Here is a 15,104-nt window from a genome sequence, read left to right on the forward strand (position 1 = left end):
TGTGATCTTCATCATCGGATTTCGAATCTATCAATCCTGGCTTCTACTCTTTTCACTGTTGTTAAACATTAAGATTAAGTAGATTAATTGGTATCAGCTTTCGTCTTAAATAAGTGAACTGCATCATGGCATTACAAGACAATATTGTGAAAATAGTCACCCACCCTCACCTTTCTCCCAAGCAAAAGTCAAATTACTTGGCTTTAGAGGCTGAAAATAGTCTGCCTTATGTCTCTGTGTCCGAGCAGGTTAAAGAGGCCATGCAGGAGGGGGTTATTTGCGATATGTTTGAGGGGCACGCGCCATTTAAACCACGTTATGTGTTGCCAGATTATGCAAAGTTTCTCAAGCAAGGCTCTGAGCATTTGGAATTGGCGCCTGCGGAAGATTTTGATGATGCTCTGAATTCGCTAATGATTTTGTACCATCACGTCCCATCGGTAACTAATATTCCGGTTTTTTTAGGCCAATTAGATGCGTTATTAATGCCCTTTGTATCTGAGCTTGATGAAGATGCTATCTATCGTAAACTAAAACGTTTTTGGATCATGTTAGACAGAACCTTACCCGATGCATTTATGCACGTGAATATTGGTCCTACGGATAACATTATTTGCCGGACTCTATTGCGAGTGGATGCGGAGTTAATGCAAATTGCGCCTAATTTAACCTTTCTTTACGACCCAAAGATAACGCCGGATGATTTATTACTGCTGGCGACCACCAATATTTGTTTGTGCAATAAGCCTCATATTGCCAACTACCCATTACATGCCGACACTTTCGATGAACGTGGCTTTGGCATTGTCAGTTGTTATAACTCATTGCCTTTAGCGGGTGGTGCCAATACCTTGGTGCGACTTAATCTGAAACAAGTTGCGTTAAAAGCTACTGATATTAATCAGTTTTTTGAAAAAACATTGCCTTATTATTGCCAACTAACTTATGAACTTATTGAAGCACGCTCGGGATTTTTGCATCAAGAATCGCACTTCTTTGATAGTTTTTTAGTGAAAGAGCAACTTATCGATGAGTCGCGTTTTGCACCTATGTTTGGCATTTATGGTATGGCTGAAGCGGTTAATATATTACAAAGCTTGGCGGACAATGATCCTGCGATAACGTTAGAAACGATCACTGATGTTAATCAATCAAATACCGGCTATGGCCATAACCATGAAGCCAATGAACTTGGACTCAAAATTTCTGCTGCTTTAGATAAAATAGTAAAATCCACTCCGGTAACCTATGGCTATCAAGGCCGAGCCTTATTACATTCTCAAAGTGGCATTAGTGTCGATATAGACATCACCCCAGGGGTTCGTATTCCCTATGGTACTGAACCGGATCCGATTAGCCACATCCAGGCATTAGCCAAACATCATCAATATTACACCGCTGGTATTAGTGACATTTTAAGTATCGATGAAACGGTAAAATCGAATCCACAAGCGATGTTCCAACTCTGTAAAGGCGCCCTCAATTTAGGTTTTAGAGAATTTACCGCGAATGTTGCCAATAACGAGTTAATTCGCGTTACCGGGTATATGGTGAAGCGTTCTGATATTGAAACCTTTAAACAATGTGGTTCACGTACTAATACTACGGGGTTAGCAGCCGAGGCGGCACTTAATACTGGGATATTACAACGCCAAGCACGAGTTATTGCCCACGAACAGTCTCCTTTAGTTTATGAGTAAAGCCGCGATTGTCAGCCAAATATTGCCGTTTTCATGTGTGGATGGTCCCGGCAGTAGACTGGTTATATTTTTGCAGGGCTGCAATTATCAATGCAAGAACTGCCATAATCCGCAAACGATAAGCTTGTGTGATGCTTGCGGAGATTGCATTGAACATTGCCCTCAACAAGCATTATCGTTAATCAACAATTCTGCTGTACTTAAAGGGGAAGTCGCTTCACAACAATCGAATAAACAACTGACGCAGTTAACGCATAAGTCTCATATTGTGTGGGACAGCGCGCGTTGCTGTGAATGTGATACTTGTCTTGCGGTATGCCCTACACAATCATCCCCCAAAACATCACATTATACCGTTGAGCAAATGCTTGAGGTCATTAGTCGCCAGCGAGATTTTATTAATGGCATTACCCTAAGTGGTGGCGAAGCAAGTTTGCAGTTACCCTTTGTGATTGAGCTGTTTAAGGCGATTAAATCATCTGCGCAGTTAGCGCATCTTAATTGCATGATTGACACTAATGGCAGTTTAGGTTCGACGGGGTGGCATAAGTTACTGCCATTTTTAGACGGTGCTATGGTGGATTTAAAAGCATGGCGACCAGAAACCCATCACACTATTACCGGGCGCGATAATCAAGCGGTGTTTAACTCAATTGAGTTACTTGCACAGCATAATAAACTCTATGAAGTGAGACTACTGCATATCCCTACGGTTACCGATTATGATGTGGAAATAGATGCTCTCGCGGCTTACATAAATAGCTTGCCAATGAACACTCGGATTAAGTTGAATGCATTTCACCATCACGGTGTGGGCAAAGCAGCCTTGGCATGGCCGCAATGCACTCAAGCTGACATAGAAGCATTAACGGCGCAACTTAAACAACGAGGCGTTAGCAATATTGCCTTGCCAGCCTTATATCTTTAATTAAGCCAGTTATAACTAACTTTAATCAGTAGCGTTAATTGAGCTAATTTAATAAAAGTAAGCCCGCTTCATTTCACCAGCACAGTTAACTTAATCACTACAAAGTAATATTTGTTCATACAACCACCGGTGTGCAGGGTCATTCATACTCTGTTTATGCCAAACAAGGCTATAAGCCACTTTGCCGTAATCTATTGGTAAAGGTTTAATAATAAGCCCTTGAGCTTGTTTAGCGATAGATGCCCAGCGACGTGAGCAGGTAAACAGTAATTCACTGTGGTGACACATTAATGCGGCACTGCCAAAGTCTGCTACCGAGATGGGGACCGCACGTTTTTTAGATTGCTGAGCCAACAAGATATCAAAAAATGGCGTGCTTAAATCGGTATCTGTGATGCCAATGTGGCTAAAATGCAAATAGTCGTCAATGCTGATTTGTTGCTGTAAAGCCAATGGATGTGACTCATTCATTAGGCAAACCATCTCATCATTAATCAAAGTTTGCCAAACTAAATTTTCATCGATATTTTTCGGTTGACTCAAGTCATGGGGCAAAATGATAAAATCTAACGATCCCTTTATTAAGCCATCAAAACCAATGTTGTCTTTACTGTAGATGTCTAAATGGATATTGGGCGCCAAGTTAAGAATATGCGCGCTTAATTTTGCCGCTAATAGCTCAAAAGTGCTTTCACGCATGGCGAGTGAGAATCGACCTTGATAATCTGCAGGATTAAACACATCTTGGCTCATGATATGGTTCATGTCATTGATCATCTGCTGCACACTTGGGCCTAACCTTCGGGCTAATGGTGTGGCAACAAGCGAATTACCATGACGATAAAATAATTCATCATTGAGGCTGTCCCTTAACTGACTTAAGGTTTTACTCACCGACGAAGGACTTAAGCACAAGCGCTCGGCACTGGCGGTGACACTTAACGTGTCGAGCATCACATGCAAAGTGATTAAGTGTTTCATACTGATACGCGAAAGCTTTGCTAAATCCATTAACGGCTTATCCTCATTAAGCAAAGAGCTAATATCAAAAATATAAACGTAATTCTTATGGCGGTATAGTCACCACTCCTATAATCAAGACTCGCTTCACATTGCTGACTGATACATTTAATAAATCAGTTAAATATTCAACAACTGCGACTCGTTTGGGTGTTGGCTACGACTTTAAATTTTGACATAAAAATGTCCTCTCAGACACCTCTGAAAGGACATTAACTACACCATACTGGCTATATTGCTAAGTTAATTTATATCGTTAACTTATGTCGCGAATATAGCTAACTAATATAGGTTTGGCCTGCATAGACAATGAAATGTCTAAGTGCTAACACCCCGGTTAAACTGCAACATGCCACGGTTAACATCATTGCCTTTGTATGGCGCGCGTTTGAGGGTAAAAACATCGACAGAATCGGAATACAAAATCCTATTCCCACTACGCCTATCCAAAATACACTGGCCCATACGTCTTGGCTTAACGATGCTAACGACTCAGCTGCAGCGCCTCCGGTAAAATACAATGAAGTAAACAACATAAACAAAAACATTATTTCAGTAATAATCACCGGTAAATCGAGACCGTGAAGCTTCATCACCTCGCCATCATGAGTACTGCTATTAAAACAGGTTAATGCCACAATTAAGTTGCCCGCAGCACCTGCGGATAAACCAGACGCTAAAAATAGTGCCGGTAGTATTGCCGTATTCAGCATAGGATAAGCGTTCATTGCCGAGATTAAAAAGCCTGTGTAAGCGCCAACAGCAATAGCTAATACGAACATTAATACTTCAATAACTTTACGAAATGGTAAAAACATGTTTCCTATTGGCGTTAAAAAACCCAGTTTCCATTTAGCTAAATCATCCCTTAATACGATTATTGAATAGATAAATCCTAAAGGCATATAAGCCATTAATGCTGCTACACCAATTGCCATTACAGAATCAAAATTATAATTGATTAAGATCAGCCAAAAGTGGAAAGGTTTGGTTAAGTCAAACACTAAGCACGCTAAGCCTAAACAAATTGCTACAGGACCAATAATGGCTGAAGCTTTTAAAATTGGGCTTTCAATGCTTTTGTCTTTGCTGTACCAACGCATACCAATACCAATCAGTACGCTACCTGCCGATAGACCGGCCATAAATAAGTAGATTGCGATGATCCAGTTCCAAATTAGTGGATCATATTGCGCCATGTCGCCCCATGTATTATTCATGATTCAATCCCTCCTCGTTTAGTCGGAATGCGGTAAACTCGTGGTTTGGTACCTAGGTGAGTTTTGTCTTGATAAGTAACTCTAGTATTGAGTAATTTTGCCACTTCGCTGTCTTTGTCATTAGCATCGCCAAAGTACAATGCATCTGTTGGACATACCGTTACACAAGCAGGCTGTTCCCCTCTTGCTAAACGAGTATCTTTACAGAAGTTACACTTGTCAGCCGCCTTGGTAATAGGATTAATAAAGCGCACTTTGTATGGACAGGCTGCAATACAATACATACAACCAACGCATTTATCGTTATGGATAGACACTAAACCATTTTCGTCAATATAAGCCGCTCCAGTTGGGCAAACACTGACACATGGAGCATCTTCACATTGTTGGCAAGACACACGATGATATTTAAAATGCAAATCAGGGGCTTCACCATAAGGCCCTTCCACTCTAACTTGTAAGCGTGTGACACCTTCTGGAACATTATTTTCACTACGACAAGCTACATTACAAGCTTGGCAGCCGATGCATTTGTTTTCATCATGCACCATGACATATCGTTTCTTCATAGTAGACTCCAAATCAATTAGTTACCGGCTAAACCCTTTCCAACTTAACGCCAGTGGTGTGTAAACACATGCCACACACAGGTGAGACGACATTAGGCAATAAATTACCGCAGTGAATACCTTTCCCCGTTGCTCTTACCAGTTCTTTGTTTTTTGAACCAAAGCCCATATAAGCAAACACGGTATCTTGACGTATTCCTGGAGTGACGAGGGCTGTGCCTTCTTCACTACCTGCACTGCTGGTTAGTTTAATTGCATCACCGCTGTGAATATTTAACCGCCCAGCGGTTAACGGGTGGATCCACACAGCATTGTTAGACATAAGGTTGGCAAGAAATGGAATATTGTGTGTAGCACCATTAGTATGTACAGCTACTTTGCCTTGAATAAAATACAATTCATCGGCTTTTTTTAGTTGCACATCTCGATGTTTTATCACGCCACGACCAGGTGCCATGTCTTCTACTTTGGCCGAGGTTAATTCAATTTTGCCACTGGGTGTTTTGAAGTGCATTGCCGATGCATAGGTGCCATCTTCATCTACTGCTCTTGCATTTGAATATTCATTAGCGAATTCAGCAACCATTGCTGGTTCACGTAACATCAGCGGTTTTCCGTAACTGATATAACCTAGCTTTTTGATTTTTTCCAATAAGCTGTGATCACGATTAACTTGCATTAACTGCAAGGTTTGAATGTTTTCCCAAGGATAAAACTCACCGAGCCCTAAAGATTGACCCAGTTCTTTAAATATTTGCCAGCTTGGACGAGTATCACCAATAATCTCTACAACAGGTTGACGAACATAATAAGCAGGGTTTTTACCTGATTTGTCCATGATATCTTCATCACGTTCCAAGTAAGTACATTCAGGTAAAATGTAATCGGCAAACGCGCCAGTTTCACTAATATAAAGATCACATGACACCACTAAATCTAATGCTTTAAGTGATTGTTCGACTTTGGCCCTGTCTGTTAATGTTTGCATTGGGTTAGTACGGCTCATTACCCAACCTCTTAGCTGATATGGCTTAGCATTCAACGTTGCATCTAATATCGTTTGATATACACCACCAGAAGACCACATCATGGCAAATTGTTTTTCTACTTGGTCAATACGGATAGCGGTAGGCTTTGGTATGCCTTTCACACCAGGTTTTGCCAATGCAGGAGCAACATTTTCACCCGCAAGCTTGTTATAACCTGGCGCCTTTTTCCCCATGTATATGCCGCCTTTACGTTCAATATTGCCAATGAGAATATTGGCTGCATATATCGCGCGGCGCATATCGAACTCTTCTGTGGTAAAGGTTGCTCTATGTCCAAAATCAACAACGGCATGAGGTGCGTGGCTTGCATATTCATGAGCGATCCTGCGTATTGCAGTGGCAGATACATCTGAAATGGTTTCGGCCCATTCTGGGGTGTAGTCTTTTACTTCAGCTGCAAATTCATCAAAACCAACAACATACTTTTCAATAAAATCACGGTCGTACAAATTATCAACAATTAAGACATGACATAGTGCTAATGCCACTGAAACATCAGTACCTGGACGTATTGCGTGCCATTCATCAGCTTTATCTGCCACGATTGAAAATCTAGGTTCAAATACAACTAACTTTGCACCTCTGTCCATCTGGGCTTGCATCATCCCTCTGGTTTCAGACATGTTAATGCCTTCATAAATGTTATGACCAAAGTTAATAATGTATTTTGAGTTACCTAAGTCACGCTTCATTTTTGTGCCAAACATTGCCTTAGCAGCAATAACATAGGCACCAGGACATGTAGACGCATGATTAAATGTATTAGGTGTACCGAATGCAGCAGCAAGATTGAATACATGATCAGAGTTCGAACCTGATTTAGATGAAAACGCAATGGTTTCTGGACCATATTGTTGTTTTATCTGATTCATTTTGGCAGCAATTTCTTTATAAGCATCGGCCCAAGATATTTCGGCCCATTTACCTTCACCGCGTTCGCCCACACGTTTTAGTGGTTTGACAATTCGCTGTGGATCATAAAGTAAGCTATGGCCAGCGCCGCCTCGAGCACAGACCTTACCGCCAAATGATTTTGCTTCTTTATTACCAGTAATAAAGACATTCTTGCCATCCACAATCCGTGCTTTTATTGGGCAGCGAGTGGAACACATTTCGCAAATACTGGCGACTTCAGAAGAAACACCTTTTAATGGCTCTCTCTCTATCGCAGCAATTGAACCGGGTAAAATACTTGCCAGAGCACAAGTTGCACTACTTGCACCTGCCCCCTTCAAAAAATGACGCCGATTTAACTGAATCATGATTGCCCCCTTGACCTTCAATGATGCTTGAAGCTATTACGGTTAACGTTGGTTTAATGACATTGTTCGAATAAATAAAACAATAAATGTCATCGCTAGATACAGTGTTAACCCATAGGAAAAACATGGGTATTGTGGTAAACCACATAGGAACTAAACATATGATTAGTGTCACAGTTCCAGCTCGCAAATGCCGAATTAGTAACAATTAAATAGCAAAGAATGAAGGGTGATACCAAGGGGGGTCAGGCAGTATTTATGCTTGGGAAATTATTTATTAGAGCTTACCGGTATAGTAATTAATACTCGGCAACCCGTTTGCCAAGGTGAATCAGGTTCATCTTCACATTTAGATAAACTGATATTTCCACCAAACTGCATTATGACGTCATTGCAAATGGTGAGGCCTAAACCCAAGCCATTTTCTTTAGTGGAGAAAAAGGTAGTTTTGAACTCAACTGCAGAACAACTCAAACCAATACCATTATCATAAATCTTCATCTGAAGGATATTATCTTCAATGTGCGACTCAATTAGTATTCGGTTTGTGCTTTGCAGTGGATCATCTTTTTCAGACATGGCATCAACTGCATTTTTTAAGACATTAATTAGCACTTGGCAAAAGCCAACTTTGTCACCGGTTAATTTGATGTCGTGACGAGTTAGTTGGGTGCTGAGTTTGATATTGTGGGTTTTAAATTCATGCTCTAGTAACTCTAGACATACCATTAGTTGTTCATTCACAAAAAAATCTGTGTCTTCTGTGTTTTTTCTCTGCAATAAGCCTCTAATTCTATGTACTATTTCTCCTGCACGAATAGATTGTTGATGTATTTTTTCAAGCAACTGATATTGCACGGAGTCTAGCCCAGTATTGTTGGCCTGCTTAATCATACCGCCTTCACTGTATTGTGTTATTGCCGCAATAGGTTGATTAAGCTCATGGGCCAGTCCGGCGCCAATTTCTCCTAAAATAGCGGCACTTTGTAATCGGGCTAACTGTAATGCCTTGTTTTTTAATTGGCGTTCCGTATTTAATAAATTTTCACTTTTTTGTCTAAATCGATACTCAAGCCATAGATGATAAATTGTTGAAACAAAAAATAAGCCTAATAATCCAAAGCCCCACTTTTGATTTAACTTAATCCATTGCCAAACTTGCATATATACTGGGATTTGGTTTGACTCAATATCAAGTTGTTTAAACAACTTGATCACTTCAAATTGACTAATAGGTGCGGCCCAACCACCATTTTGGCCCACAATAGAAGCGGGATGATTTGCACTAACAGAAAGCAATGCGCGGGTAATATCTGTTCTCACTGTTAATGGAACTGCATCAGAAGAAGCAAACGACCAATTTGGGTACAAAGGTGTACTGACTGCACAATCATAACCTTCTGGCGTAACATCATTAATAACTCTAAAATCGTCAGCATTAATATAACCTTGAGCCACCATCTGCTCGAAGGTACAAAAAGGGGTTATAGCAATATCTGCCGTACCATCACGAACGTGATAAATTAATGGTTCCAGAGGAAAACCCACAAACGTCACATTTGAAAAGAAATGATCGGTTAAATAGCCTTTAGAATTGATTAACCCCATTGCGGCTTGGTAACCACCTAACGCATTTGGATCACTAGCAACGACCGAATGTTCTGCTAGATCTTCAATGGTATAAAATGGGCTGTCACTGCGGACAATAATAGTTGCACCGATAGCAAATGTGTTGCCTTGATGTTTGTCGCTCTTCATGGTCGCCAACCATGAAATTGGGAAATCGCCACTCATATTGAAATAGTGCCCAGGATTGGTAACAACAAACTGTACCTGTCCATTCAATAACTGCTGGTTCATGTGATTGAAATCGAGTGGAACAACCTCAAAACTCGCATTGGCAACATGCTGGGTTAAATAGTTCATTAATGGTTGCCAACGAGAAATACTTTTTGCCACACCATAATTGGCTAATACCGCCACGCGGTAGTGAACCAGAGGGACGACATCTCGTGGTGTTTGCTGTTGAACAAGAGGCGCAATGTTGTCTGGTAGCACAATGCTTTGAGCTGCGACAGTCCATAAAAAAGCTGGCATTAACATTAACCACATTTTCAAACGCATTAATAATCATCCACTAAATAAATTACAATTACCCCAATAAGTACAGTCTAATGTAGCTAGTGCAACATTAAAGTGGTCTTCCGCACATAAATGACTCAAGTATTTGCTCAATCCATCATATTGATTACACTGTATTTATAACGCTTAAATTAACGGGATAAAGCTAGTAATCAAATGCAAAATTCTAATAATATTTACATGGTTGATGATGACTTGGCGATCCTCGATTCAATGCAATTTATGCTGTTGCAATATGGGTTTAATTTACATATCTATGATTCAGCTAATGCCTTTCTAGCCAATATCGATATAACCCAAGCTGGCTGCCTTATTGTTGATAGTAAAATGCCTGAAATAACGGGCCAAGAATTACAACAAAAACTGGTAGATGCTCAAAGTCCATTAGCCATTATATTTCTCACTGGTCATGGCGATCTGCCTATGGCGGTTCATGCTTTTCGACAAGGTGCATGTGACTTCTTTCAAAAACCAGTAAAAGGTACCGAGCTTGTCTGTGCCATTGAAAAAGCATTGACCACCAGCAATCTCACATTTGAAACAATGCAATTAAGAAAACGCTACAGCACACTAACAGATAGGGAAAATCAGGTACTTCATTTATTAATAGATGGGAAAACCAATAAGCAGATGGCAGAAATCTTGTTTGTTTCATTGCGAACCATAGAAGTTCATCGTTCAAAAATCATTAAAAAACTCGATGTTCACAATGCTGCTGAATTAGCCAAATTTAGTCCCATCCTAGTTGATTAGTATGTGATTAAGTCACGCTATACCACGCCAATTTACTTAACCATTCATGCCTTTTTGTTTGACTCTATTCAATGAATTAAACGTTCCCTCATTTGACAAACTCAGCTTAATCTAATTCAACGCCTATAGATTTAATACATTGATAATCCATTAGATATCAACTTTTCTCGTCGATATAGCTGTGCTTAAGTGCATTTCACATTTTTTATATTAATCAGATCATCGTTAAATACTATTCTAATAGAATCCTAATAGATTCTTGTTTTGACTCTTAAATTGATAAGTCTTTTCAGTTGTTATTTGTCATTGAGGTCAAACGATTTAAAAACTCATCATAAATAGCCAAATATTGAGTTTTACTCAATTATGGTGACAATATTAACTGTCATTATTGTCAGCAAGCCAATTATGTCATTGAAAAAGTGATATTGATCATTCGTTTAAAATATACCTTACTTAATAATTTATTATTTTATAAATATTAAAACTCATTAAAACAACACCTTATATTTTAATTGCCTTTTTTATTATTACCTTACCGATGTTGGCCTAGCTATTGCTATTACTAAGTATGTTTGCAATCTATTTTACAGATTGAAACTAATTTAACTTAACCTTATTGGAATAATTACATGACTGATTCAATCGTTTCTTTTCCACAATTAAACCGCCCTGCACCTGCATTTAATACCAAGACTACACATGGTATGCGTTCACTTACTGACTATAAAGGTAAGTGGTTAGTATTGTTCTCACACCCTGCTGATTTTACACCCGTTTGTACTACAGAATTTATGGGGTTTGCGCAACGTGCTGAAGAGTTCGCTCAACTTAATACCGAATTATTAGGTCTATCTATCGACAGTATTCATTCACACATTGCTTGGGTACGAAACATTGAAGAAAACTTCGGTGTTGAAATTACTTTCCCTATTATTTCTGACCTATCAATGGCCGTTGCTAAAGCTTATGGAATGATCCAACCCGGCGCCAGTGATACCGCCGCTGTTCGTGCAACCTTCATTATCGATCCTGAAGGTATATTACGTGCAATGGTGTATTACCCAATGAGCAATGGTCGCTCTGTTGATGAATTCGTTCGTTTAGTTAAAGCATTGCAAACCAGTGATGCAAATGGTGTTGCAACTCCAGAAAACTGGCAGCCTGGCGATCAAGTCATTGTACCGCCACCAGCAACAACTGCTGATGCAAAAGCCCGTTTAGACGAAGGATATGAATACACAGATTGGTATTTCAGTAAAAAATCACTTTAATTTTTTACCTGCACAGGGATACCAATCCCTGTGTCTTCGTTATATAGGATTGATAGGAGATTCGTGATGAATTCGACTTTTAGTGTCCATGAGTTTTTAGATGAAGACAGTGAAACATTTACCTATGTTGTTGCCGATAATGCGACTTCATATGCAGTGATTATTGATCCTGTTTTAGACTTCGATTATAAATCTGGCCGTACTGATACCCGCAGTGCACAGCGTGTTTTACATTGGATTGAACGTCAAAACTTGACGGTTCAATGGATATTAGAAACTCACGCCCATGCTGATCATTTATCTGCCGCAAGTTTTCTGCGTGATAAAATTGGCTGTAAAATTGGTATTGGTCAACACATCACTAAAGTACAAGATACCTTTAAAACAATTTTTAACTTAGAGGCTGATTTTCTTCCTAATGGCAGCCAATTTGATCGTCTATTTAATAATAATGATCTCTTACAACTAGGTAATACCTCGATCCGCATTATGCACACACCGGGTCATACTCCAGCCGATTTAGCTTATATTGTGAATGAACAAGCCGCTTTTGTTGGCGATACTATGTTTATGCCCGATGTGGGTACCGCTAGATGTGATTTCCCAGGTGGTGATGCCAACACCTTATTCGATTCAATTCAAACCATATTCAGCTTGCCTGATACAACCGATATTTACGTATGTCATGACTACCCTACTGAAGGTCGAGACCACCAATTTAAAACCCAAGTAAGCCTGCAAAAGCAACATAATATTCATGTTAATAATAAGGTATCAAAAGCAGACTTTGTTGCACTTCGTGAAAAACGAGATGCCACCTTACCTATGCCAAGGCTAATAATTCCGGCAATACAGGTAAACATTCGAGCAGGACAAATGCCAGCGGCAGAAGACAATGGCACTGTGTATTTAAAAATCCCCATTAATCTACTTTAAGCCTAAGAGTAATCAAGATGATACAAGCAATCATAGGTGCATTATTAATAGGTTTAGTGCTGAGCATGTTGGGTTCTGGTGGCTCAATTCTTACGGTTCCAGTGTTGCTATATCTCATTGGTATGCAGCCAGAATTAGCGATTGCCTCATCATTATGCATCGTTGGTGCAATCAGTGTAGTCAGTAGTATTGGGTTTATTAAACAAAAAAAGGTCTCTTGGCCTCATGTTTTTTTGTTTGGGTTACCTGGTATGGCAGGCACTTATATAGGTGCATGGGCAAGTACCTTTTTCAATAGTGACATACAGCTCACGGTGTTTGTGGTTTTGATGCTCGTTGGCGCGGTAATGATGTGGCGTAATCAATCTGGCAGATGTAAAGCAGGCACCAAGCTGAATATCGTTAAAATCCTGACACAAGGATTGGCTGTGGGTGTCGTCACTGGCTTTGTGGGTGTCGGCGGTGGTTTTCTCATTGTACCAGCACTGGTATTGCTTGGTGGTATTGAAATGTGGCTGGCCATTGGCACTAGCTTATTGATTATTTCGATGAACTCACTGATTGGTTTTGTTAAATATTACAGTTTGCTTTCAGACAAAGGGCTTCAATTTGATTGGTCGGTTATTGGCATCATGATTGCTGGCGGACTTGTAGGCAGCATGGCTGGTCAATGGGTAAGCCAGTATGTTCCTAAAGCCATTTTGCAAAAAGTATTTGCGGTCTTTTTGGTGTTAATGGCGATATTTATTTTTATTAAATCTGTTATTTAATTCTTGAGGTCACCATGAAAACAGCTAGACAATACATTAGTGATATCAAAACGAATATCCTCGAAGTGACAACTCAAGAGTTACTCACTGCGATGCTTAACCCAGAAACCGTGATTATTGATGTTCGTGAACATGAAGAGTTTATCACCGGCCATGTTGAAGGTGCGGTGAATTTCCCTCGCGGCGTATTAGAAATGAAAATACAAGAACATCCTTTGGTGAGTCATCACTGTGAAGCATCAATGGCATTAGAAGAGTTAGCAAACAAGGATATATACCTTATTTGTCGTTCTGGTGGCCGCTCCGCACTTGCTGCTGCATCATTGCAGAATATGGGCTTTAGCAAACCTCTTTCTGTTGCCGGTGGTATGATGCAATGGCAACAGGATGGTTTTCCGTTGGTGAGTTATAAAGCCTAAATGAGTACAACACGAATCGGGATATTCTGGTTCGTGTTAGTTGCTAACATTAGTTGCTAACATTAGTTAATTGTATTAGTTGGTGATATTAGTTGGTTATCTTGGTTATTCTCGAGTATTACAACTGATTAAGCGGTATTTTAAGGTAATAGTTACCGGTAGCTTCTGCTGGAGGCATATTGCCTGCACGAATATTAAATTGTATTACGGGCAATAATAAAGGCTGGATATCTGAATCAACATGGCGTTGCTGATGTAACTTAACAAACTCAGCAAGGGTTGCTTTACCACCAACCACACTGTTATAACGTTTTTGCGCTATAACGGATGTTTCTAACACCTCATCGGCGCGTTTTTCTGCAAGCTTATTATGTCCGACGAACACCCGAGTACAATTTGGCAATGCCAATATTCGCTGAATGGAATGGTATAAAGTGGTTGTGCTGCTATCTGGAAAGTCTACATTTACAGTACCCAACTCTGGGGTTGATAAGGTATCGCCGACAAACACGGCATCTTCAATAAGATAACTTACACAGGCAGGTGTATGCCCAGGTGTATACATGATATGAATATCTAAATGACCCAGTTTAATGAGTTCTTCATCGGTAAACAGTTGATCAAACTGTTCACCATTGCACTTAAAACTGTCATCTAAATTAAGTAATCGTTTAAAGGTATGCTGAATTTGGGAAATGTGTTCGCCAATTCCTGTCATCCCCCCACGTTGTTTCTTGATATAACACGCAGCTGACACATGATCACAATGAGCATGAGTTTCTAAAATCCATTCAATTTCAAATCCATTATTGTCAATATGATCTATGATGCTATCGGCAAAACCAGTGCTTATTGTGCCAGATGCTATATCAAAATCTAAAACTGGATCAATAATCGCACTTTGACAAGTCGCAAGATCGGTCACCACATAGGTAACTGTATGGCTAGCTGGATGATAAAAAGGATCAATCCGGATTTTACTCATGACAAATTAACTCCCAACAAAATACATAATGCATTTGTTAGATAACACTTCAGATAAAAATTAACCTACATTTGCAA

13 protein-coding genes are annotated in these 15,104 nt (G+C 39.8%); 7 read left to right on the top strand and 6 right to left on the bottom strand.

The genetic code is table 11. The features are described from left to right. Window positions 1-125: 125 nt before the first annotated feature. Window positions 126-1,700, top strand: a complete 1,575-nt coding sequence (locus ABIS04_RS09630) for a YjjI family glycine radical enzyme (protein WP_350433341.1) — start codon at window positions 126-128, stop codon at window positions 1,698-1,700. Beyond that, the gene (locus tag ABIS04_RS09635; RefSeq protein ID WP_350433342.1) at window positions 1,693-2,628 is read left to right on the top strand and encodes a YjjW family glycine radical enzyme activase; all 936 of its coding nucleotides are present in this window, start codon (window positions 1,693-1,695) and stop codon (window positions 2,626-2,628) included. Before ABIS04_RS09630 ends, ABIS04_RS09635 begins: the two co-directional genes overlap by 8 nt. A 90-nt stretch (window positions 2,629-2,718) precedes the next feature. Here ABIS04_RS09635 and ABIS04_RS09640 read toward each other — a convergent pair whose 3' ends face one another. From ABIS04_RS09640 to ABIS04_RS09660, 5 genes are all read right to left on the bottom strand, one after another. Further along, window positions 2,719-3,639, bottom strand: coding sequence for a LysR family transcriptional regulator (locus tag ABIS04_RS09640; RefSeq protein WP_350433343.1), 921 nt, complete (start codon window positions 3,637-3,639; stop codon window positions 2,719-2,721). A gap of 287 nt (window positions 3,640-3,926) precedes the next feature. Continuing rightward, a complete protein-coding gene (nrfD, locus tag ABIS04_RS09645) occupies window positions 3,927-4,868 on the bottom strand; it encodes an NrfD/PsrC family molybdoenzyme membrane anchor subunit (RefSeq protein ID WP_350433344.1) in 942 nt (313 codons plus the stop codon). Continuing rightward, on the bottom strand, window positions 4,865-5,437 hold the full coding sequence (locus tag ABIS04_RS09650) for a 4Fe-4S dicluster domain-containing protein (protein ID WP_350433345.1): 573 nt from the start codon (window positions 5,435-5,437) through the stop codon (window positions 4,865-4,867). Before ABIS04_RS09650 ends, nrfD begins: the two co-directional genes overlap by 4 nt. A 28-nt stretch (window positions 5,438-5,465) precedes the next feature. Then, the gene (phsA, locus tag ABIS04_RS09655; protein WP_350433346.1) at window positions 5,466-7,748 is read right to left on the bottom strand and encodes a thiosulfate reductase PhsA; all 2,283 of its coding nucleotides are present in this window, start codon (window positions 7,746-7,748) and stop codon (window positions 5,466-5,468) included. A gap of 270 nt (window positions 7,749-8,018) precedes the next feature. Continuing rightward, window positions 8,019-9,872 carry a PhnD/SsuA/transferrin family substrate-binding protein gene (locus ABIS04_RS09660; RefSeq protein ID WP_350433347.1) on the bottom strand — a complete coding sequence of 618 codons (1,854 nt, stop codon included), beginning with the start codon at window positions 9,870-9,872 and terminating at the stop codon, window positions 8,019-8,021. Window positions 9,873-10,046: 174 nt separating this feature from the next. Between ABIS04_RS09660 and ABIS04_RS09665 the strand changes: the two genes are divergently transcribed. The 5 genes from ABIS04_RS09665 to ABIS04_RS09685 all read left to right on the top strand — a co-directional run bounded on the left by ABIS04_RS09665 (window position 10,047) and on the right by ABIS04_RS09685 (window position 14,042). Then, complete coding sequence (locus ABIS04_RS09665; protein ID WP_350433348.1) at window positions 10,047-10,643, top strand: response regulator; 597 nt, start codon at window positions 10,047-10,049, stop codon at window positions 10,641-10,643. 632 nt (window positions 10,644-11,275) lie between these two features. After that, window positions 11,276-11,917 (top strand): peroxiredoxin, encoded by a 642-nt coding sequence (locus ABIS04_RS09670; RefSeq protein ID WP_137227090.1) that lies wholly within the window; start codon window positions 11,276-11,278, stop codon window positions 11,915-11,917. Window positions 11,918-11,983: 66 nt separating this feature from the next. Next, a complete protein-coding gene (locus ABIS04_RS09675) occupies window positions 11,984-12,853 on the top strand; it encodes an MBL fold metallo-hydrolase (protein WP_350433349.1) in 870 nt (289 codons plus the stop codon). A gap of 17 nt (window positions 12,854-12,870) precedes the next feature. Beyond that, window positions 12,871-13,623 (top strand): sulfite exporter TauE/SafE family protein, encoded by a 753-nt coding sequence (locus ABIS04_RS09680; RefSeq protein ID WP_175405909.1) that lies wholly within the window; start codon window positions 12,871-12,873, stop codon window positions 13,621-13,623. Between the two features lie 14 nt (window positions 13,624-13,637). Further along, the gene (locus ABIS04_RS09685) at window positions 13,638-14,042 is read left to right on the top strand and encodes a rhodanese-like domain-containing protein (protein WP_350433350.1); all 405 of its coding nucleotides are present in this window, start codon (window positions 13,638-13,640) and stop codon (window positions 14,040-14,042) included. Between the two features lie 118 nt (window positions 14,043-14,160). On the opposite strand, the gene ABIS04_RS09690 is transcribed toward ABIS04_RS09685, so the two are convergent. Beyond that, window positions 14,161-15,027, bottom strand: coding sequence for an MBL fold metallo-hydrolase (locus ABIS04_RS09690; RefSeq protein WP_350433351.1), 867 nt, complete (start codon window positions 15,025-15,027; stop codon window positions 14,161-14,163). Between the last annotated feature and the right edge of the window lie 77 nt (window positions 15,028-15,104).

It is taken from the genome of Shewanella sp. H8 (assembly GCF_040285065.1).
GTDB classification, from domain to species: domain Bacteria; phylum Pseudomonadota; class Gammaproteobacteria; order Enterobacterales; family Shewanellaceae; genus Shewanella; species Shewanella polaris.

Excerpts from the sequence above, each read along its gene's own strand:
- nrfD (WP_350433344.1), bottom strand. The coding sequence starts at position 4,868 with ATGAATAATACATGGGGCGACATGGCGCAATATGATCCACTAATTTGG.
- ABIS04_RS09670 (WP_137227090.1), top strand. The coding sequence starts at position 11,276 with ATGACTGATTCAATCGTTTCTTTTCCACAATTAAACCGCCCTGCACCT.
- ABIS04_RS09635 (WP_350433342.1), top strand. The coding sequence starts at position 1,693 with ATGAGTAAAGCCGCGATTGTCAGCCAAATATTGCCGTTTTCATGTGTG.
- ABIS04_RS09690 (WP_350433351.1), bottom strand. The coding sequence starts at position 15,027 with ATGAGTAAAATCCGGATTGATCCTTTTTATCATCCAGCTAGCCATACA.
- ABIS04_RS09665 (WP_350433348.1), top strand. The coding sequence starts at position 10,047 with ATGCAAAATTCTAATAATATTTACATGGTTGATGATGACTTGGCGATC.
- ABIS04_RS09650 (WP_350433345.1), bottom strand. The coding sequence starts at position 5,437 with ATGAAGAAACGATATGTCATGGTGCATGATGAAAACAAATGCATCGGC.
- ABIS04_RS09675 (WP_350433349.1), top strand. The coding sequence starts at position 11,984 with ATGAATTCGACTTTTAGTGTCCATGAGTTTTTAGATGAAGACAGTGAA.
- ABIS04_RS09640 (WP_350433343.1), bottom strand. The coding sequence starts at position 3,639 with ATGGATTTAGCAAAGCTTTCGCGTATCAGTATGAAACACTTAATCACT.
- ABIS04_RS09685 (WP_350433350.1), top strand. The coding sequence starts at position 13,638 with ATGAAAACAGCTAGACAATACATTAGTGATATCAAAACGAATATCCTC.
- ABIS04_RS09680 (WP_175405909.1), top strand. The coding sequence starts at position 12,871 with ATGATACAAGCAATCATAGGTGCATTATTAATAGGTTTAGTGCTGAGC.
- phsA (WP_350433346.1), bottom strand. The coding sequence starts at position 7,748 with ATGATTCAGTTAAATCGGCGTCATTTTTTGAAGGGGGCAGGTGCAAGT.
- ABIS04_RS09660 (WP_350433347.1), bottom strand. The coding sequence starts at position 9,872 with ATGCGTTTGAAAATGTGGTTAATGTTAATGCCAGCTTTTTTATGGACT.
- ABIS04_RS09630 (WP_350433341.1), top strand. The coding sequence starts at position 126 with ATGGCATTACAAGACAATATTGTGAAAATAGTCACCCACCCTCACCTT.